Origin of the sequence: Streptomyces sp. NPDC018833 (genome assembly GCF_044390825.1) — a bacterium.
In the GTDB taxonomy this organism is placed as follows: Bacteria; Actinomycetota; Actinomycetes; order Streptomycetales; family Streptomycetaceae; genus Streptomyces.
Genome location: NZ_JBIRZM010000010.1, coordinates 70,579 through 89,272, shown reverse-complemented (window position 1 = coordinate 89,272; position 18,694 = coordinate 70,579). Strand labels below are relative to the sequence as shown.

Below are 18,694 nucleotides of genomic sequence, written 5' to 3'. Positions count from 1 at the left end.
CGTCGCCGGAGACCGTGGCGCTGGTACGGATCGTCGGCGGCCGGCCGCATCAGGCGGCGGGGGGCCTGGGGTGCAGTTCGGCCTCCAGTTGCTCGAACAGCTCGTTGCCGGAGGCGGTGAACTTGGCGATGCCCTCGTCCTCGAGCGCACGCACCACGTCGTCGTAGGACACTCCGACAGCCTCCACGTCGTCGAGCACCTGCTGGGATGCCGCGTAAGTGCCGTGAACGGTGTCGCCCCGAATGCGGCCGTGCTCGGCGACCGCGCGCAGGGTCTGCTCCGGCATGGTGCTGACCACCCCGGGCGCCACCAGGTCATCGACGTAGCGGGTGTCCTCATAGGCGGGATCCTTCACCCCGGTGGAGGCCCACAGCGGGCGCTGGGGGCGCATCCCGGCCGCGGCCAGCGTCTGCCACTCCTGGGATGCGGTGGCCTGCTCGAAGCGCTGGTAGGCCAGGCGCGCGTTGGCGATCGCGGCCCGCCCGCGCAAAGCCAGGGCCTCCGGCGTGCCGATCTTGTCCAGCCGGCTGTCGACCTCGGTGTCCACCCGGCTGACGAAGAAGGAGGCCACCGACGCGATGGATGCCAGATCATGCCCCGTCGCATGGGCCTTGCCCATGCCGTCAAGGAAGGCACGGAGCACCTGGTCGTAGCGGTCGAGGGAAAAGATCAGCGTCACGTTGATGCTGACGCCCTCGCCGAGCGCGGTACTGATCGCCGCCAGGCTGGGCTCGGTGGCGGGGATCTTCACGAACAGGTTCGGCCGGTCCACCAACCACCACAGGGCCCGCGCCTCGGCGATCGTCGCCGCCGTGTCATGAGCGACGCGCGGGTCCACCTCCAGCGACACCCGCCCGTCCACCCGGTCGCTGGCCTCGTACACCGGTCGCAGTACGTCGCAGGCCCAGCGCACGTCGAACGCCGTCAGCAGCCTGACCGCCTCCTCCACCCGTACCCCGCGCCGGGCAAGATCACCGATTTGTGCGTCGTAGCGGGCACCCGAGCGGATCGCCTTGGCGAAGATCGTCGGATTGCTGGTGATCCCCAGCACCCGCTGGTCACGCACCAGGTCGGCCAGCCCGCCACCGGCAAGCCGCTCCCGGCTCAGATCATCGAGCCAGACCGCTACGCCTTCGGCGGCCAGCCGATCCAGCTTCTCACTCATGATCTTCTCCCATGCGTCGTCTCGCGGGATGCCGTCTACGTCGCGCCCGGATCCTCCGTGGGCCTGGCGCAGACCTCCTTCACACACCCCCCGGTGGCAGGGCCGGGCACGCTCGCACCGCCGGCCGCGGCGCGCAGTTCCACACAACACCGTCCCGGGTGAGGGGCGAGGACCGCGTCGATCCCAGCTGCCTGCAGGCCGGTGAGGAAGCCGCCGAGGAAGGCGTGGTTGATCCCGCACACCAGCTCAGGCGAACGGGCGGCCAGCGGGTGGAAGGGGCAGTTCAGCAACCGCACCTCGGTCGGGGCCTGCCGGTCGGGCTCGAAGCCGTGCTCCTCCAGCACGGACTCGGAAAGCGTGAGAGAACGCTCGGGCCCCAGACGGCCGGGACGGCTGCTGGCACGTGTCGCCGCTCCCAGCTCCTCGCCCCGGCGGCGGGCCGTGCGCAGCGCGGATGACAGCGCATCCTCGCCCTCCTCCTGTTCGAGGACCGCGTCGATGAGGATCTCGGCCAGGACGTCGGGTCGACGCTCGGGGATGCTGATGCGGATGTCGGTCTCGGCCGGCTCGTACACCTTGGGCTTGCGGCCGACCCTGCGGACGCCTCCCGGACTGTCGTAGCGGGAGTTCAGCAGCCCGGCCACGACGAGCTTGTCCAGGTGGAAGGCGGCCAGCTTGGCGGAGATGCCGGCATTCGAAGCTGCCTCCTCCCGTGTCACGGGCCGGTGCGCGAGCCGGATGAAGTTGTACAGGGTGCGGCGCACATCATCCGCGAGCACCGAGACCGCTTCCACGCCCGCCGCGGGGCGGGGATGGGGCGAAGCGGGAGTCAGTCCTGAGGTCATACCTTCACGATAACTCCAATCTGCGCGGGCGGAACTAAAGCTATCTGGGTTTTTTCGCTGGAAGCTTGACCATCCTCTTCCATAAGACCAATACTGATTGGTGAAACTACGAAGGAGGACGCCATGTCCATGGAACTGCCCAAGCAGGGGAAACAGCCGGTCAGCGCCACACTCGCGGACTCGTACGGGCACCCGTTCGCACCGCGCCCGGTCGCCGTGGCGGTCGGTGGGCGGATGGGCAGTCCTCTCGGGACGGGTGAGTGACATGACCCAGGACCTCCGCTCCGCCGTGCACATGGCCCCCGGCCCGTACCCCGCCCCTGAACCGATTTCGGCGCCTGCTGCGCTGCGTGTGGTCCACGACGTGGACGGGGTGGATCTGACGGCCGCCGAACTCGCCGCGGGGCAGTTCCTCCAGGCGCTGGGTATCGACACCGATTCGGAGAGCCTGCGCGGCACCCCGGGACGCATGGCCCGCGCCTACGCCGAACTGTTCAGCCCTCGCCCGTTCGACCTCACCACCTTCCCCAACGACGAGGGCTACGACGAACTGGTCCTCGCCCGGAGCATCCCGCTCCGGAGCGTCTGTGAGCATCATCTTCTGCCGTTCGTCGGGACGGCCCACATCGGCTACCTGCCGGGGCACCGGATCCTGGGCCTGTCCAAACTCGCCCGCGTCCTGGAGCACTTCGCCTGCCGTCCCCAGGTGCAGGAGCGGCTCACCAAGCAGGTCGCCGACTGGCTCCAGGCTCACCTGGAGCCGAAAGGTGTCGGCGTGGTCATCCAGGCCGAACACACGTGTATGACGCTGCGCGGCGTCCAGGCCACCGGCGCGACGACGATGACCTCCACGCTCCTCGGCCTGCTCCGCAGCGATGCGCGGTCCCGCAGCGAGTTCCTGGCCTTGACCGGCCTGCCCCGCTGACCAAGGCCAAGCGGGGCGGGATGGGCGGCACCGTGCTGGCCGGAAGCTGCTGAACTGGCTGTATGGATCTCGATCGGACCACCCTGCAGACGGGTTCGCGATGCCCCGGCTTCAGTTGATCACCTTCGGCCACAGCACCGCGGACCGGGCCTCGCTGGCAGAACTCCTCCGGGAAGCCGGCGTCACCGCGGCCGAGGAGTCGGCAAGCGCTCGCGCCGCGAGCTCGCTGGCGAGTCACCGCGCCACTGACCTCTGCGAGGAGGTGGTGCTCGGGGCGGACACCCACAAGGACGTCCATGCAGCCGCGATAGTCACGAGTGCGGAACACTGCTGGACGACCGCACCGTTCCGCCACGCGGGAGGGATGCCGCCAACTGCTGCCTGGGCCCGCTCCTTCGGGCAGCGGGAACGGCTGCGCCGGCGCACTGCGGCGGGCACCTGGACCGAGAATGATCCGGATCTTGGTGCATGGGCCTGACCGGTCGGCCGGGGCCACTCCGCGGCCGGGCCGAGAAGACGGGACCTGCGCGGGGCCGCCGACCGCGGCCGTCAGTGGCGCGTCACAGCTCCCCGCAGGCCGACCCGGGCCAGTTCCGTCAGCGCCTCGGTGCGGTCGTGGAAGCCGTGGGCGCCGTACGGCTCCACCGATGCCAGTGCCCGGGCCGCATCGCGCAGGCCCAGTTGTAGCTCCGCCGAGCACCCGCCCCCCGCGCGGAAGGCCACGCCGCGGACGTCCGACCACAGGTCCGGCCCCGGGGCGTCGGCCAGGTCGCGCCGGGCGCGTACCTCCCGCCACGTACCGTCCAGCTTCGCCCGTGCCACGTACGTCAGCCCGGCCACGTCGGCCTCGACCCTGCCGTCGGCCAGCAGGACCCGGCCTCCCCACGGCTCGTGGTCGACGTGGCCCACCAGGCGGGCGCCGGGCGAGGGGGTTCCGTCGGCGGGCAGCGGCAGCTCGACGGTGACGTCGAGGACGAGTTCGGCACCGTCCGCCTCGCCGCGCATCCGTTCCCGGAACCGCACCCCGCGTGGCGGGTCCTGCATCGCGGTGCACGCGGAGTCCTTCGGCACGCCCGACGGAGCGGCAGAGCCGAGATAGTCCCACGCGTCCCGGTAGCCCATCGCCACCAGGGTGTCGGCGGAGATCCGGCCCGCCAGGAACTCCGGGTCGAGCGGCAGCGGGTACCGCGGCTTGATCACATGGAGGACGAACGGCCGTTCCGCCGCCTCGGCGGCCGCCAGCTCGGCGAACAGCGCCCCGTTGGCGCTCATCTCGATCATGTGCACGTACTGTTCCAGCGGACCGTCACCCCAGTACGGCGCGTTCCCGATGCACCACACCAGCCACACCTCGTCGGCGCCGCGGCGCAGCGCCTCCCCCACGTTCGCGTCCTTGATCCACACCGCGTCGGTCCAGACGCGCGGTCCGCGGCGCAGCGGCGGGACGAACAGCGGCAGCGACATGCCCGCCGCCATGAGCTCCAGGTCGATGTCCGTGTGCGGTACGGCCACACACGTCTTGGTGACGAAGTCGGCGACGTTGAACGTGCCCGCCACCGCCGAGGACCGGACCGCCTCCACGTCGATGCCGAGAGCGGGCAGCACCTTGCGGACGATCCCCTCGGCGTCGCCGACGGCCGGCACCGCCCACGGCCCCTGGAGGTAGTCCGTGAGGGGCAGCAGGGAGCTGAAGTCCCGTACGCGGAGCGCGGACCAGCGCCGGCCCATTTCCGCCGGATCCTGCCCCGACAGCACCATCCCCGTCGTCATGATCCCGCCCGAGGTCCCGTCGACATGGTCGAAGACGACGCCGTACTCCCGCAGCGCCCGTACCACGCCGGTCTGCCAGGCCACGCGCATCCCACCGCCCGCGAGCACCAGGGACCGCCTCATGTTCCGGTCCCCGCGACGCGCAACCGCCCGGCCCCCGATGCGAGCCGACGACCCATCAGCCAGCAGAGCAGGGCGGTGGCCAGGTCGAAGAACGCGACCAGGAGGGCGATTTCCCCGAAGAGGTCCCGGACGACCCCGATGCCCACCAGGACGAAGGCGCCGAACTTCTGCAGACCCGCCCAGAGCAGCAGGTACGGGGGCGGCGCCGGGGTCAGCAGCCCCTGGACCAGCAGGCCGCCCACGACGAGCATGAACATGCCGACGGTCGCGAAGAGATGCCTGCTGATCCCCGTCGAGTCCGCCGACAGCAGGTCCAGCACGGGCCCCGGCGCGAGCAGCTGGCACACGCCGGTCAACACCGTCACCGCGCCGATGAGGACGAGCACGAGGCACAGGGGATCACGGGTGACCCGGGCAGGCAGCACACTCACTCGAATGCTCCCAGCAGGTCGCCCTTGGCGACGATGTACCAGACGATCGCCGCCCAGGTGATCGTCGCGCCGACGAAGCGGATGTCGTTGAGCCTCATCCAGCGCAGGAGCAACGGCGTCAGCCCGGCCGGGCCGTCGAACTCCCCGCCCCGGATCTTCTTGTTGACCGGGATGATCAGGCCCTGGCCGACCCAGGTGAGCACAAGGATGCCGGCCAGACAGACCGCCGACAGCGCGACGTACCACCCGCCCCACTCGCTCCACACCAGCACGATCCCGGAGACGAACATCAGGGGCACGACGATGGTGAAGAACCTGGTCGCCTGGGTGGTGGGGATGCCGAAGTGGGCGTCGACGTTCTCCGGCGTGAGGGTCCGCCAGGTGGGGTAGAGGAAGAACCTGAGTACCCACATGGTGCCCATGTACATCGTCGCGCCGAACAGGAAGTACAGCGCGTTGATCAGCAGCAGGGTCCCTTTCACGAGTCCGCTCCGACGTCGATGTGAGGGGGGTCGGGCCAGTCCTCCGACAGTCCGAGACCGACGACGCTGCCCAGCGCGTCTCCGTACGTCCGCCCGGGCTCCTCGCTGGTGAGGAACCAGCACTCGAAGTGGTCGTCGAGCACGCCCTGGGCCGACGTCAGGTAGACGGTGAACAGCGGGTCGTCGGCGATTCTCAGGTTGTGCAGTCCGGCCACCTGGGGTGCGTCGCCCACGACGAGACGTGCGCGGGCCCGCTTGCCGAACGCGATGTCGGCCTCGCCGTCGAGGTAGATGAACGACTTCATCAACATCCCCCGGAACGCACAGTAGTTGGCCGCTCCCACCCGCAGCGGCAGAGCGGTCGCCGGTGGGCGTTCGATCTCGATGTACATCCCGAGCCGCCCGCCGACCTCGTACTGGCTCGACACCGCGGAGTCAGAGACCTTGAAGTCGAGATTGGCCTGGTGCTTGGGCATCCCCCAGATGCCCTTGCCGCCTTTGACCGAGATCTCGCTGCTCACGGGCAGGTCCACGACGTACTGTCCGGTGTTGAACGTGCCGCGCAACAGCCCCGGCAGCAGCGGCGGCGCCGGCCGGGGCCCGTGCGTGCAGGCGATCGCGATGGAGTACTCGATGTACCGGCCGATGTCCGTACGCAGGTAGTTGACGACCGTGACGAGGAGCAGCCCCTTGCCGCCGGGCAGCGCCACGGGGTGCAGCTCGCCGCCGGGCAGCATCCGGGCGGCCGCCTCGCGGTCGATGGTGAACCCGGCCATCAGGGCGGGTGTGTCGATCGAGTCGACAGGCAGCTCGAACGGGATGCCGTCGACCAGGGCGTGTCGTCCGGCGAGCCGGCGCTGCCGACGCGGCACCGGTGACGGCACGGCCGACAACCCCAGCCGGGCAAGGTGCAGGATCCGATTCATCGGGCGAGCTCCTCAAGGATCAGCGGGTACGTGTCGGTCGCCGCCCGGCGGCCCAGGAACACGTCGAGGTGGCCGTAGCCGGGCACCATGTGCAGACTGTCGCGGCCGGGGCGGTACTTGTTCAGGAAGTCGTACGTGCGCTGCTGACTCTCGGCCAGGAAGCACCGGTTGTCCTCGCCCGCGAGAAGCACGATCCGGGCGTCGGTCCGCGGCGCCTGGTCGGCGAAGGACCGGGGGAGGCCCTCGATGCCCTCCGTCGACACCAGCTGCCCGGCCCGGATGCACCGGTTCATCTGGGCGAAGAACGTCATCGGCACCTCGGCGAACTCGCCGCGGATCCAGTCGTGCGTCGCCTCGTCGAGATTCGCGTGGGACCAGAGGGCCGGCCATCCGCTGCCGTACGTGAAACTGACCATGCGGCACACGGAGTTGCGGCACTCCGGGTGCGTCGCACGCACGAACCACACCATCAGCCGGGAGAGCGGGCCGGCGGGCCGGTCTCCCCATGCGGGCGAGATGGACGGCATCAGACGGCTGATGACCGGCGCGAGGCGGGCGATCTTGAACGTCGAGAGGCGGGGGACGACCGGGTGCAGCGACACCGCGTTGCTGACCACCGTGTCCACCTCGGGGAGCAGCCCGGCCGACAGGGCCATCATGAAGGACGTCGATCCCTGGCAGTGCACCACGGCTTTGAGCCGGTCCGTACCGGTCGCCGCGAGGACGTGGGAGACCGCCGCGGGATGGTCGTACGCCGCCGCCTGGTCCAGCGTCCAGGGCACCGGATCGAGGTCGATCGACGCGCGCCAGTTCAGCAGCCACACGTCCCAGCCGTCGTCGATCAGGGCGTCGACGAAGGTGCGCCGCAGCGGCGGCCGGAAGAGCTCGGCCCGCACGCCGGCGCCATGGACGACGAGGACCGGACCGCGGGTGGGCGGGCGTCCGCCCCGCACATGGACCAGGGTCAGCGGACGCCCGTCGAGCGCGGTCAGCGGCCGCACCTCGGTGACATGGTCTCGGCGGGACGTCTGCCGCGACGTCGGCCGGGACGCCTCGCTCGGATCGGGTGTGTGGGTCATGGCGTTCACGCTCCCCGGGAGATCACGACGGGATCCTCGATCAGGCGCACGGCCGGCTTCCGGCCGGGCACGGGCCGCTTCCCGCCGGACGGGTGGTCGCGAAGGTCCCACTCACGGCAGATCGCCTCGAGCACCAGCGGGTAGACGGTGAGGTCGCCGCCCGGTGCGATGTGCAGGCGGAGGAAGCCCTTGTGGTCCTCGATGGACTGGCCGGCCATCTGCCACTCCGCGACTTCCCCGCCCGTCGCGGACAGCACCCACACCGCGAAGACTCCCGAGCCCACGACCGCGCCCAGCACGGCGGCGATGGCCAGGCACACGAACAGGACGACCCATCTGTCCCAGGACGCCGGAAACGGAATCGCCACGGTGACGGCCAGCGCGGCCAGTGCGACCGTGGCCTGCGACAATGCGGCGATCGCCGGACCGGAGGGTGGGGCGGCCTTCCGTCGGAGGAGCAGCCGGCCGAGGAATCCCAGCGCGAGCAGCGCCACGGCCACGACCAGGCACACTCTGCCGAAGCCCCAGAAGTCGTCCATACCGGCCTGGCGCACGGCGTCGATGGGCCACAGCGCCCCCTCCACCAGCGCGAACAGGAAGCTCATCAGGAGGAAGAGAGCGGCGTGCAGGCCCGCGGCCAGCTTGGCGAAGCCGAGGTTGCGCCACGGCAGCCAGTGCCCCGACCACGGCAGTGCGATGCCCCGGGCGATGCGGCGGGACTCCGCGGCGTCGGGGTACGTCTTCCCCATCCGGGCGAACTCGACCGGCGGGTCGTCCTTGTCGCGCAGCCGCGCCCCGCGGGGCGGCAACGGGAGCACCGGAGGCAGCCGGTGGGTGGCCGCCAGGTACGCGCCGCCCATCCCGCAGGTCACCATCTGGCGCCGCCGCGGGTCCGGTGCCGGGACCCCGGTGCCGGGGAGCTCCCCGGGCAGCCGTTCGGCGTACCGGGCGTAGTGGTGGTGGTCACCGGTCAGCCACAGCCGGACCGACGCGTGCGTCGGTACCCGCTTTCCGGAGCCCGGATCGACGCGGGTGCGGATGAGGTTGCGGTCGAACCAGTGGAGGGCGTTGAAGGCGTCGGCGTTCCCCTCCGCGCTCTTCAGCCAGGTCGGCTCGGCCGAGCAGACGATCACACCGTCGCCACCTTGCAGGTTCGCCGACAAGTTCTCCTCGAAATAGCGCAGTTGGGGGTCGTCGAAGTAGGAACCCAGCTGGCTGTCCAGGCCCACGAGCCACCAGTGTGCGGGCAGGCGCACACAGAAATAGCTGCGGGTCTGCCGCGTCTGCCAGGCGCCGACCGGCCGCTGCTGTGTGAACATCCGCAGGAAGGCGGTGAGGCCGTCGTACCAGTCGTGGTTTCCCGGTAGCGCGACCATCAGCGGTGGGTCCGCCGCCTCAGGCAGGGCGGCGCTGTAGGGACCCTTCATGCGGTCCTCGTATCCCGTCGCCGAGGCCGCCGGGTACACCTCGTCGCCGCCGAGGACGAGCAGGGAGCCACGGCGCAGCCGGAGTGGCATGTCACCGGGCGTCGGCGCGTCACCGGTCCCCGGGGAGGCGGGCGGGACGACGAGTTCCTCCTCCGCGAGCGTCCACGCCACCGAGCTCGTCGCGTCGAAGCCGTCGCCGAGGTCGGCCACGTAGTCGATCCAGATCTCCCGGGCGTCGTTCCTGCCCGGCGGGGCCTGAAGCAGACCCGCCCCGAGCACCGCCTGGAACTCCCGCTTGTCCGAGTAGCCGGCGAAGACCCCAGCCAGCAGGGCCTTGACCGCCGTACGGGCCAGTTCCCTGGGTGCCAGCCACCGCACCTGCTCCTGCGGGGTGAAGCCGAGTTCGTCGGCGTGTCGGCGCAGCTCGCGTACCTTCACGCGCGCTCCCCGGTCGGCGTGAAGTGAGCGCCGTAGACGCTCCACAACTCGCCCAGGAAGAGGCGGCCGAAGCTCTCCAGTGCCCGGGCGGGATGGGGTCCCGAGGCCCGGAACGTCGTCAGCTGCTGGACGAAGTCGCCGGCGAGGATGACGACGATGCCCGCGCCGAGTACCGGCGGGGCGTCGGCGTCGCCGCCCGGCGGCACGTGCCCGGCGAGCATACGGACGTACAGGGTCGACGTGTCGCTCCAGACGTCGAATCCGGGGTCGTCGTGCACCTCCTTGTGCCCGACGAGCGTGAGCGGATTCCCGCTCGGGTCGCGCAGGTGCAGCCGGTACAGCATCCGGCGCCGGCCCGGGTCGTCGTCACGGGTGAACAGGTTGAACCAGCCTGCCTCGACGGGCAGTCGGCCGCCGAGGACGTCGCACTCGACGTGGCCGACCGCTCCGGCCTGGTGCCGGGGGTCCGCGACGAACCGGTCGACGTCGTCCGCGGTGATCGTGAGACGGAACATCAGCCGCTGGTTCCGCGCCCGGCCGAGCGCCTGACCCTCCTCCGGGTCGGCGACGTCGAGGGCGAGGTGTCCCTTCATCTCCTCCGTGAAGGAGAGGCTGGTGGGCCGTTCGCCGACCGCCGCCGCTGCCGGGACGTCGGCGCCGGGGGTGGGAGCCGCCACCGCAGCCCGTGGTGTGAAGCGCTCCTTCAGGATGCGGCGGCAGGCGCGGTCGGCGAAGGCGGCGATGGTGAGCGACGGATTCGCGCCCACCGGTCCGGGCAGGGCGGCGCCGTCGAGCACGTACAGTCCTGGGTGTCCGAAGACCTCGCCGTAGGAGTCGCAGACCCCTTCGGCGGGATGACGGCCCATCGGCGCGCCGCCCAGCGGATGCACGGTGATCACGCGGCGGCTCCACCACAGCGGGTTGTCGCGGTATTCGCCGCCGAGCGCGCCGGCCACGTCGCTCATCGTCCGCCTCACGCGCTCGAAGTAGCGGCGCGAGGTGAGCGTGGTCCAGTCGATGTCGAGGTAGCCCCGGCGCAGGCTCATCCGGCCGTCCGGGAGGTCCCGTCCCATGCCCAGCAGTGGCAGCGACGAGTCGGAGAAGACCCCCGGTCCGAGGAGGAGCGCGAGCCGGTTGCTGATGTTGCTCTGCGGGGTGAGACCGAGCCGGGACCGAAGCCGGTGGAGGCCGAACCCCACGGTACGGCGGACACTTCCGGGCACCTGCGCCGCTTCGGCGAGCCAGTCCACGAACGCCGGGTAGCCGGCGTCCTCTACGTAGAAGCCGCGTCCCGCCGACCCGTCCTCGTCGAGTTCGTCTCCGACGCGGATGGCGCTGGTGATCACCGGGCCCGTGCTGCTCGCCAGCTTCCGCGGCCCGCTTCCCGCGGAGCCGCCGGTCGCCCCGAGGACCAGGCCGAGCAGGTCGCCGTTGCCGCAGAAGCGGGTGCCGAGGGCCGGGCTGATGCCGCGCAGCGCGGAGCGGTTGCGCAGGAGCAGGTACGTGGAGCCGAACGCGCCGGCCGCCAGGACCAGCCGCTTGCAGTGGATCCTGTGCAGCGGCAGGCGACCGGTGGGGGTGCGGTGTCCCTCGCGAACCGGGTCGTGGACGACGTAGCGGACCTCGTACCCGCCACCGGGCCGGGGGGCGAACCCGCGTACCTCGCAGCGGGTGCGGATGTCGGCGCCGCGGTGGCGCGCGGCCGACAGGTAGGTGTGGTCGAGGGTGTTCTTGGCGCCGAGGTTGCAGCCGACGTCGCATTCGCCGGTCAGTCGACAGGTCTCCCGTGGCAGGCCGTGGATGTTGCCGTACTCCGGTTCGGGGAGCGGGGCTCCGGGGACCGGCGCCCCGCCGGGGTCCGAGGCGAACGAGACGGCGAGCGGCGGCCGGGACAGGTGCAGGCCCAGCCGGTCCGCTGCCTCCCGCATCGCGGCGGTCTTCGGTGTGTCCTGGTAGGGGTACGGTGTGGCGCCGAGCATCTTCTCGACCCGGTCGTAGTGCGGCTCGAGGTCACGGCGGCTGATCGGCCAGTTCTCGTACCCCCCGCCGGGCAGTGGCGATTCGCGGACAAACCACTTCTCGTCCTTGCGCAGCAGGACGTTGGCGTAGATCAGCGACCCGCCTCCGAGGCCGCTGGAGACGATTCCCTCCAGTCCGCGGAACGACCAGATGTCGAACAGTCCGTGCAGACCCTCGCTGGGGTCCCAGAAGTTGCGGGCCATGCCCGCGGGCGTCCGGGGGAAGCTGCCGGGAGGGTACGGTTTGCCGCGCTCCAGAACCACGACGGACAGACCACCGTCGGCGAGCTCGTATGCGGCGACAGAGCCGCCGAAGCCCGAGCCGACCACGACGACGTCGACTTCGCCGTCGACTCCGGCTCCGGCGCCGGTCTCCGGTCCGACTTCGGCTGGGGCTTCGACTCGTGTGCGGCGGCGCCGTTCGTTCGTCATCGTCGATCCCCTAACGGGCGAAAGTGAACATCCCGCCCTGAAAGGGACGCTAATGTTCCCCGCGCCGGCGCACCAAGCAGATGGTGCGTCCGGGGGAAGCCGGCCGAGCAGGGGGGCTGGAACGGCCGCACGGCGCAGTGGCGTGGCGACTGAGCTGTGGGCACACGCCCTGACCTGAGCAGAAGTGGATCCGTTGCGGCATCCGTTCGAGCTGGACGAGGCTGCGGCGAAGGCGGCCGGTCTCGTCGCGCCCTGCCGCCCGGCACCGATGCCGGTCCACCAGATACTCGGTGACGGGATCCAGCGTACGCGTGCCAGCCGATGGGGCTGCGGGTGGAACTGGCGGTGGGTGGGGGTGACTCGGTGGGTGGGGGTGACAGCGACGGCGGGGCGTCGGGCGCGTGGTGCTGTGCCGCCGATTCCGTGACGACGCGGACGCGACCGCCCCGCTGGTCGTCGCGGCCCTGATTGAGTGGGGGGCCGGGTGGAGGACCTCCCGGAGCGCTTCTCCGCTCTGGGGCCGCCGTCGCACTCGGCCGTGTTCTCGTCCTCCGTGGTCCCTGGTGTAGGGGAGCGGGCTTGCACGCGGCCCGCCGGCCGCTCGTGGGTGCCGCGGTGATGCGAGGATCCGCCCGGTCGGCAGGCCGACGGGCAGCCCCCCTGTCCGGGGCGCGCCTCAGGGGCTCGTGAGCCCCATCGACGATTGAGGCGGGGGTGCGGCCGCCGCGGTCCGACAGGCGGTGGAGGTCGACGGGGACGAAGCTCGGGTTGCGGTCCCCGGCCGCCGCCGGCCGGCGCCAGGTCGGTGACGCCCGTCCGGGTGCGGCGGGCCGAAACGCCGGGCGGCTCCACCGGGAACCGGTCCTCCCCCCGATCGCCCCGTGATCAGTAGCCGAAAACGATAGAAATGTTCCATGCATAAATTTTTGGGACGACTCGGGCGTCGATCGCCCAGGTCGCCCGGGAGTGATCACGCGCCCGGCAGGTGGAGCGCGCGACGGTTGCTGCGGCGGCTGCGTTCCCTGCTGAGCGTGCGCAGCCTCGCCGGCCAGGTGTTCCTCCTACAACTGGCGGTTGTGGGGCTGGTCGTCGTTGCCGCGCTGGTGGCCCTCGTACTGCAGGCGCGCCGCGACAGCATGGCGGACGCCCGGACCCGGACGCTCACCGCGGCCGAGACCTTCGCGAAATCACCAGGGCTCCTCACGGCATTGGAGAGTCCCGACCCCACAGCGGTGCTGCAGCCGAGCGCCGAGGCGGTTCGCAGGGCCGCCGGTGTCGACGCCGTCATCGTCTACCGGCCGGACGGGATCACCCTCACCCACAGCGACCCGAAGCAGATCGGAAAGCACGTCATCGGCCCCTACGCGGAAGCGGCGGCAGGAAGGTCGTTCACCAGGACCTTCCAGGGTGCCCTGGGGCTCTCCGTGATCTCGGCCGTCCCCGTCAAGGACACCGACAACTCGGCCGTCGCCATTGTCTCCTCCGTCGTCACGGTGGGGAACGTGCAGGACCGGGTGAACCAGCAACTGCCGGTCCTGTTCGGGGTCGCGGCCGGGTCACTCGCCCTCGCCGCGGGCGGGTCGGCACTGGTGAGCCGTCGCCTCCAGAAGCAGACCCACGGCCTGCGCCCGGCCGAGATGACGCGGATGTACGAGCACCACGATGCGGTCCTCCACGCCGTACGGGAAGGAGTGCTGATCGTCGGGGGTGACGGCCGTCTGCTGTTGGCCAACGACGAGGCTCGCCGCCTGCTGGACCTGCCGGAGGATGCGGAACGTCGCCACGTGAGCGCGCTGGGGCTGAACGCCGACCTCGCCGGGCTGCTCACGTCCGATCGCCCGGCCACCGACGAGGTGCACCTGGCGGCTGACCGGCTCCTCGCCGTCAACAAGCGGTTCACCGCTCCCCAGGGCACGGCGAGCAGGGTGGTGACGCTGCGGGACACCACCGAACTGCAGGCCCTCTCCGGCAGAGCCGAGATCGCGCGCCAACGGCTGGAGCTGCTCTATGACGCCGGTGTGCGGATCGGGACCACCCTGGATGTCACGCGCACCGCCGAGGAACTCGCGGAGGTCGCGGTCCCCCGCTTCGCCGACGTCGTCACCGTCGAGCTCCTGGACCCCGTCCTGCACGGCGAGGAGCCCTCCGGCGTGAGCACCGAGATGCGCCGCACCGCCGTCGTCGGCCTGGAGGGGGACCATCTGCTCTCCCCGGTCGGCAAGCTGATCCGCTTCGTCGCCGCCCACCCCATGGCCGCGGGCGCGGCCGACGGCCGGGCGGTCCTGGTGGAGGACCTGAGCGCGTCCGAGGGCTGGCGGGCCCAGGACCCCGAGCGCGCCCGCCGGATCCTGGACCATGGCATTCACTCCCTGATCCTCGTCCCGCTGCGTGCCCGGGGGGTGGTGCTCGGAACGGCCCACTACTGGCGGGGGAACGCCTCCCCGCCGTTCGAGGAGGAGGACGTGTCCTTCGCCGAGGAGCTGGCCGCTCGGGCGGCGGTGTGCATCGACAACGCCCGCCGCTACACCCGCGAGCACACCATGGCCGTCACGTTGCAGCGCAGCCTGCTGCCCAGCCGGGTGCCCGAGCAGACGGCCTTGGAGGTGGCCTACCGCTATCTGCCCGCCCGGGCCGGGGTGGGCGGGGACTGGTTCGACGTCATCCCGCTGTCGGGGGCCAGGGTCGCGCTGGTCGTCGGCGACGTCGTGGGGCACGGCCTGCACGCGGCGGCCACCATGGGCCGACTGCGCACCGCAGTGCACAACTTCTCCGTCCTGGACATCCCGCCGGAGGAACTGCTCGGCCGCGTTGACGAACTGGTGGCCCAGATCGACAGCGACGAGGCCGCCGCCGACGGGGAAGGTCAGGGGATCACCGGCGCGACCTGCCTGTACGCCGTCTACGATCCCGCCTCCGGGCAACTGGCGGTCGCCACCGCCGGCCATCCCGGACCGGCGGTGGTCCACCCCGACGGGACCGTGGACTTCCCCGAGCTGCCGATCTCCCCGCCGCTCGGCCTCGGGACCGGACTGCCCGACGAGAGCGCCGAACTGACCGTGCCTGAGGGCTCCCGGCTGGTGCTCTACACCGACGGGCTGATCGAGGACCGGGACCGCGACCTGGACGTCGGCATGGCGACCCTGCGCGACGCGCTGGCCGGACCCGACCGTTCCCCGGAGGACACCTGCGCCGCGGTCGTCGACGCCATGATGCCGGACCGGCCCCGGGACGACATCGCGCTGCTGGTGGCCCGCACGCACCGGCTCGATCCCACCCGGATCACCGAATGGCAGGTGCCCCGCGAACCGGCGGCGGTCGCCCCGGTCCGCGCCGACTGTGTCCGGCGGCTCCGGGAATGGGGCCTCGAGCAGATCGACTTCGCCGCCGAACTCGTCCTCAGCGAGCTGATCACCAATGCCATCCGCTACGGCACCGAGCCCATCACCGTCCGGCTCCTCCGTGCCCGAGCCCTGATCTGCGAGGTCTCCGACGGCAGCAGCACCTCACCACGACTGCGGCGGGCCAAAGTCACCGACGAGGGCGGCCGCGGACTCTTCCTTGTGGCCAGGTTCGCCGAACGCTGGGGCACCCGCTACACGCCCACCGGAAAGGTCATCTGGGCCGAACTGTCCCTCCACGGCGGCACCGGCCCCTCGCTGGAAGGGCTCGCCGAGATCCTTCTCGACGAGGAGGAGCGGCTTTCCGGCGAAGGCGGGGAGCAGAACGGCGCGGCACGGTGAGGGGCACCGCGAAGTCGCCGTCCGACCGCTCGCCCGCCACGCCGCACGGGCCGGGCCACGGCTTCCGGCCCGCCGCCGTTCTTCCGGCCGGAACGATCGGCGCGGCGGCCGGCGGCTGCGCCGACCCGGGTTCCGGAGCATCGCGCCTCCCTGAACGGACTGCTCGGGTACGTGCCTCGACCGCGGCGCCCCGCCGCGGATGCCACCCGCCGCATCTCGTCGCAAGACCGCTCAGCGCCACTGCTCGTCACCCCGAGGACGTGTCGTATCCGGCGAAAGCCGGACCTGCCCCGGGGACAACCGCTCGTGCCCGCCCCCGCGCCTTCCCGACCCCCTGCGTCCTGGAGCCATCGTGACTGCACCTCGTGTCCGAACAGCGGCCGCCACAGGCTGCCTCAGCCTCCTGATCCTGAGCGCCTGCACCGAGACGCCGAAGGCCACGCCCGTGAAGCCGTCGGTGGCCACCTCGGCAGAGGAGGCGGGGGGCATGAGCAAGCTGATCGCCGCGGCGAAGGACGAGGGTGCGCTCAACGCGATCGCGCTTCCGCGTGATTGGGCCAACTACGGCGGTCTGATCGACGACTTCGAGAAGAAGTACGGGATCAAGGTCACCGTCGACGATCCCCAGGGATCCAGCCAGGACGAGATCGACGCCATCAAGAAGAGCGGGAAGAGCGCCGACGCCCCCGACGTCATCGATGTGGGGGACACCTTCGCCCGGACGGCGGCCCGGCAGAGCCTGCTCGCGCCGTACAGGGTCGCCGCATACGACTCGATCCCGGACAACCAGAAGGACAGCGAGGCCCGCTGGTACAACAACTACGGCGGCTACATCTCCATCGGCTGCGACGCCAACCGCGTCAAGCCCTGCCCCCGGACCTTCGCCGATCTGCTGGACCCCCGGTACAAGGGGAAGGTCTCGCTCGACGGCGACCCCACCCGTTCCAACACCGCCTTCGCCGGCGTCTACGCGGCCTCCCTCGCGAACGGGGGGTCGTTCGACGACATCCGCCCCGGCCTCGACTTCTTCGCCGAGCTGAACGACCGAGGCAACTTCAACCCCGTCGAGTCGACCTCGGCCGCGGTGGAGACCGGCAGGACCCCCATCAGCATCGACTGGGACTACGTCAACCTCGACTACTCGGACCGGTTCCGCGGCAAGGGCGTGGACTGGCGGGTCGCGATCCCCTTCGACGGCAGCTTCGCCCAGTACTACGCCCTGGCCGTCAACAAGGACGCCCCGCACCCGGCGGCGGCCCGCTTGTGGCAGGAGTATCTCTTCAGCTCGACCGGCCAGAACCTCCGGCTCAAGGGCTACGCCCGCCCGGTCCTGATGGAGACCATGCGCGAGGACGGCACCCTCGACGAGGAGGCCGCGGCGATACTGCCGACGGTCGAGGGGGAGCCCCGGTTCCCCACGGACGCGCAAGTGGAGAAGGCAAGGATGACGGTCGACCGGGGCTGGGCGAAGGCCGTCGGAAGCTGAACCCATCACGTGAGGGATCACGAGTCCGGTCCCCGGCCTGGGGTGACGTCAGGCAGGCGGCACCCGGTCGTCACCGTTCCAGGTGTACTCGGTGCGCCGCCGCACCGGCCTGCCGGCACAGGTCCGCGAACCGGAGACCGGCCGGCGTGGCCCACTGCGAGCGTGGCCGCGGTGGTGCTCCTGGAGCCACCGACCAGGTCATCCACCGCTACGAACGCGACCGGTCGGGCGAACTGGTCCACGTCGACGTCGAGAAGCTCGGCCGGATCCCGGATCCCGGATCCCGGATCCCGGATCCCGGATCCCGGATCCCGGATCCCGGATCCCGGATCCCGGATCCCGGATCCCGGATCCCGGATCCTGGATCCCGGATGGCGACGGCCGGCGCGTCCGACAGTGCGGGCTTCGGCACACGGGCAGTTCGAGACGGTGCCGATGACGCGAGAGGTCCTGTCGCTGCTGCAGGAGTGCACGACCAGCGGCCGAACGCCAGGGCCGCCGTCCACCCGAAAGCTCAAGGGGCTGCTCTGGTCCAGGGGTCAGTGAACACGCCGCCGTGGCGCAGGAAGCGACTGGCAGTCCGGCCCACCAGACTTTGCGGACTCGGCCCGTGTCGGCCATCCCACGGGGCGGCCGGCACGACGAGGTTCGGCCTGATCGGTGAGAAGCCGGGCTTCTGCGGTGAGCAACTCACCAGCAGGTTCTTCGTCGAGCCGGTCCACCGGGGGTGATCAGGCGCCGGACCGGGAACGGGTGCCCGTGTAGGGGCGAACATCGATGACCGTCATGCCCGCCGCGTGGGCCGCCTCGATGCCCTCGTCGCTGTCCTCGTAGACCGTGCAGCGCGAGGGATGGACCGCGAGGAGCTCGGCCGCGCGCAGGAAGATGTCGGGTGCGGGCTTACCCCGGTCGACGTCGTCACGGGCCACCAGGGTGTCGAAGTGCTCGCTGAACGGCTGGTGGCGCAGGGTCTCCTCGATGACGCGGCGCGCTCCGCCGGACGCCACCGCCATGGGGACCCGGCCGTGCATGGCCTCGACGACCCGCAGCACCTCCCGGTGCGGTCGCACGGTGTGGGCCTCCTTGAGGAACGTCTCGTCGCGGTCGGCGACGAGTTGCTCCACGGGGCGGGACAGCGTGAGCGCGCGCTCGTCGACCAGGGCGCGGATCATCTCCGCCGACGACAGGCCCGTACGGGCGTCGAACCATTCCTGTTCCAGGAGCACGCCTTCCGGGGCCAGGACGGCTGCCATGGCCCGGTAGTTGGCGTACTGGCTGTCGACCAGAGTGCCGTCCCAGTCGAAGAGCAGGCAGCTGGCGTGGCGGGGGGCAAGGTCGGGGTGCATGCGAAAGGAGCCTTCTGGGTGTGGGCCCTGTCCGGGTCCCGCCCGTGTGAGCCCGGGTCGG

At 71.2% G+C, this 18,694-nt stretch carries 15 protein-coding genes and 1 pseudogene; 6 read left to right on the top strand and 10 right to left on the bottom strand.

What is annotated here, in order from left to right:
- Positions 1-49 precede the first annotated feature (49 nt).
- Positions 50-1,165 (bottom strand): transaldolase, encoded by a 1,116-nt coding sequence (gene tal / locus ACH5AF_RS20930; RefSeq protein ID WP_398903120.1) that lies wholly within the window; start codon positions 1,163-1,165, stop codon positions 50-52.
- A gap of 35 nt (positions 1,166-1,200) precedes the next feature.
- Positions 1,201-2,010: a helix-turn-helix transcriptional regulator gene (locus ACH5AF_RS20925; protein WP_398903119.1), complete on the bottom strand. Its 810-nt coding sequence runs from the start codon at positions 2,008-2,010 to the stop codon at positions 1,201-1,203.
- Between the two features lie 123 nt (positions 2,011-2,133).
- On the opposite strand from ACH5AF_RS20925, the gene ACH5AF_RS20920 reads away from it, so the two are divergent.
- The 3 genes from ACH5AF_RS20920 to ACH5AF_RS20910 all read left to right on the top strand — a co-directional run bounded on the left by ACH5AF_RS20920 (position 2,134) and on the right by ACH5AF_RS20910 (position 3,413).
- Entirely contained in the window at positions 2,134-2,274 is a 141-nt protein-coding gene (locus ACH5AF_RS20920) for a hypothetical protein (protein WP_398903118.1), read from the top strand.
- 31 nt (positions 2,275-2,305) lie between these two features.
- Entirely contained in the window at positions 2,306-2,935 is a 630-nt protein-coding gene (gene folE, locus ACH5AF_RS20915) for a GTP cyclohydrolase I FolE (RefSeq protein ID WP_398903280.1), read from the top strand.
- 100 nt (positions 2,936-3,035) lie between these two features.
- Positions 3,036-3,413: a hypothetical protein gene (locus ACH5AF_RS20910; protein WP_398903117.1), complete on the top strand. Its 378-nt coding sequence runs from the start codon at positions 3,036-3,038 to the stop codon at positions 3,411-3,413.
- 71 nt (positions 3,414-3,484) lie between these two features.
- On the opposite strand, the gene ACH5AF_RS20905 is transcribed toward ACH5AF_RS20910, so the two are convergent.
- The 7 genes from ACH5AF_RS20905 to ACH5AF_RS20875 are packed head-to-tail and all read right to left on the bottom strand — an operon-like array spanning position 3,485 to position 12,061.
- The gene (locus tag ACH5AF_RS20905) at positions 3,485-4,828 is read right to left on the bottom strand and encodes a patatin-like phospholipase family protein (RefSeq protein WP_398903116.1); all 1,344 of its coding nucleotides are present in this window, start codon (positions 4,826-4,828) and stop codon (positions 3,485-3,487) included.
- On the bottom strand, positions 4,825-5,259 hold the full coding sequence (locus ACH5AF_RS20900; protein WP_398903115.1) for a hypothetical protein: 435 nt from the start codon (positions 5,257-5,259) through the stop codon (positions 4,825-4,827). Before ACH5AF_RS20900 ends, ACH5AF_RS20905 begins: the two co-directional genes overlap by 4 nt.
- Positions 5,256-5,741, bottom strand: a complete 486-nt coding sequence (locus tag ACH5AF_RS20895) for a hypothetical protein (protein ID WP_398903114.1) — start codon at positions 5,739-5,741, stop codon at positions 5,256-5,258. Before ACH5AF_RS20895 ends, ACH5AF_RS20900 begins: the two co-directional genes overlap by 4 nt.
- On the bottom strand, positions 5,738-6,667 hold the full coding sequence (locus ACH5AF_RS20890; protein ID WP_398903113.1) for an acetoacetate decarboxylase family protein: 930 nt from the start codon (positions 6,665-6,667) through the stop codon (positions 5,738-5,740). Before ACH5AF_RS20890 ends, ACH5AF_RS20895 begins: the two co-directional genes overlap by 4 nt.
- On the bottom strand, positions 6,664-7,746 hold the full coding sequence (locus ACH5AF_RS20885; RefSeq protein ID WP_398903112.1) for an esterase/lipase family protein: 1,083 nt from the start codon (positions 7,744-7,746) through the stop codon (positions 6,664-6,666). Before ACH5AF_RS20885 ends, ACH5AF_RS20890 begins: the two co-directional genes overlap by 4 nt.
- Before the next feature lie 5 nt (positions 7,747-7,751).
- Entirely contained in the window at positions 7,752-9,611 is a 1,860-nt protein-coding gene (locus ACH5AF_RS20880; RefSeq protein ID WP_398903111.1) for a hypothetical protein, read from the bottom strand.
- Positions 9,608-12,061 carry a GMC oxidoreductase gene (locus ACH5AF_RS20875; protein ID WP_398903110.1) on the bottom strand — a complete coding sequence of 818 codons (2,454 nt, stop codon included), beginning with the start codon at positions 12,059-12,061 and terminating at the stop codon, positions 9,608-9,610. The genes ACH5AF_RS20880 and ACH5AF_RS20875 overlap by 4 nt, the downstream gene beginning before the upstream one ends.
- Positions 12,062-12,975: 914 nt before the next feature.
- Here ACH5AF_RS20875 and ACH5AF_RS20870 point away from each other — a divergent pair.
- From ACH5AF_RS20870 to ACH5AF_RS20860, 3 genes and pseudogenes are all read left to right on the top strand, one after another.
- On the top strand, positions 12,976-15,801 hold the full coding sequence (locus ACH5AF_RS20870) for a SpoIIE family protein phosphatase (RefSeq protein ID WP_398903109.1): 2,826 nt from the start codon (positions 12,976-12,978) through the stop codon (positions 15,799-15,801).
- A 352-nt stretch (positions 15,802-16,153) separates the two neighbouring features.
- Positions 16,154-17,287: an ABC transporter substrate-binding protein gene (locus ACH5AF_RS20865; RefSeq protein ID WP_398903108.1), complete on the top strand. Its 1,134-nt coding sequence runs from the start codon at positions 16,154-16,156 to the stop codon at positions 17,285-17,287.
- A gap of 185 nt (positions 17,288-17,472) precedes the next feature.
- A pseudogene (locus tag ACH5AF_RS20860) lies at positions 17,473-17,568 on the top strand (IS481 family transposase); the annotation flags it as partial.
- A gap of 450 nt (positions 17,569-18,018) precedes the next feature.
- Here ACH5AF_RS20860 and ACH5AF_RS20855 read toward each other — a convergent pair.
- Complete coding sequence (locus ACH5AF_RS20855) at positions 18,019-18,633, bottom strand: HAD family hydrolase (protein ID WP_398903107.1); 615 nt, start codon at positions 18,631-18,633, stop codon at positions 18,019-18,021.
- Positions 18,634-18,694: the final 61 nt, after the last annotated feature.

Excerpts from the sequence above, each read along its gene's own strand:
- tal (WP_398903120.1), bottom strand. The coding sequence starts at position 1,165 with ATGAGTGAGAAGCTGGATCGGCTGGCCGCCGAAGGCGTAGCGGTCTGG.
- ACH5AF_RS20925 (WP_398903119.1), bottom strand. The coding sequence starts at position 2,010 with ATGACCTCAGGACTGACTCCCGCTTCGCCCCATCCCCGCCCCGCGGCG.
- ACH5AF_RS20920 (WP_398903118.1), top strand. The coding sequence starts at position 2,134 with ATGTCCATGGAACTGCCCAAGCAGGGGAAACAGCCGGTCAGCGCCACA.
- folE (WP_398903280.1), top strand. The coding sequence starts at position 2,306 with ATGGCCCCCGGCCCGTACCCCGCCCCTGAACCGATTTCGGCGCCTGCT.
- ACH5AF_RS20910 (WP_398903117.1), top strand. The coding sequence starts at position 3,036 with ATGCCCCGGCTTCAGTTGATCACCTTCGGCCACAGCACCGCGGACCGG.
- ACH5AF_RS20905 (WP_398903116.1), bottom strand. The coding sequence starts at position 4,828 with ATGAGGCGGTCCCTGGTGCTCGCGGGCGGTGGGATGCGCGTGGCCTGG.
- ACH5AF_RS20890 (WP_398903113.1), bottom strand. The coding sequence starts at position 6,667 with ATGAATCGGATCCTGCACCTTGCCCGGCTGGGGTTGTCGGCCGTGCCG.
- ACH5AF_RS20885 (WP_398903112.1), bottom strand. The coding sequence starts at position 7,746 with ATGACCCACACACCCGATCCGAGCGAGGCGTCCCGGCCGACGTCGCGG.
- ACH5AF_RS20875 (WP_398903110.1), bottom strand. The coding sequence starts at position 12,061 with ATGACGAACGAACGGCGCCGCCGCACACGAGTCGAAGCCCCAGCCGAA.
- ACH5AF_RS20870 (WP_398903109.1), top strand. The coding sequence starts at position 12,976 with ATGCATAAATTTTTGGGACGACTCGGGCGTCGATCGCCCAGGTCGCCC.
- ACH5AF_RS20855 (WP_398903107.1), bottom strand. The coding sequence starts at position 18,633 with ATGCACCCCGACCTTGCCCCCCGCCACGCCAGCTGCCTGCTCTTCGAC.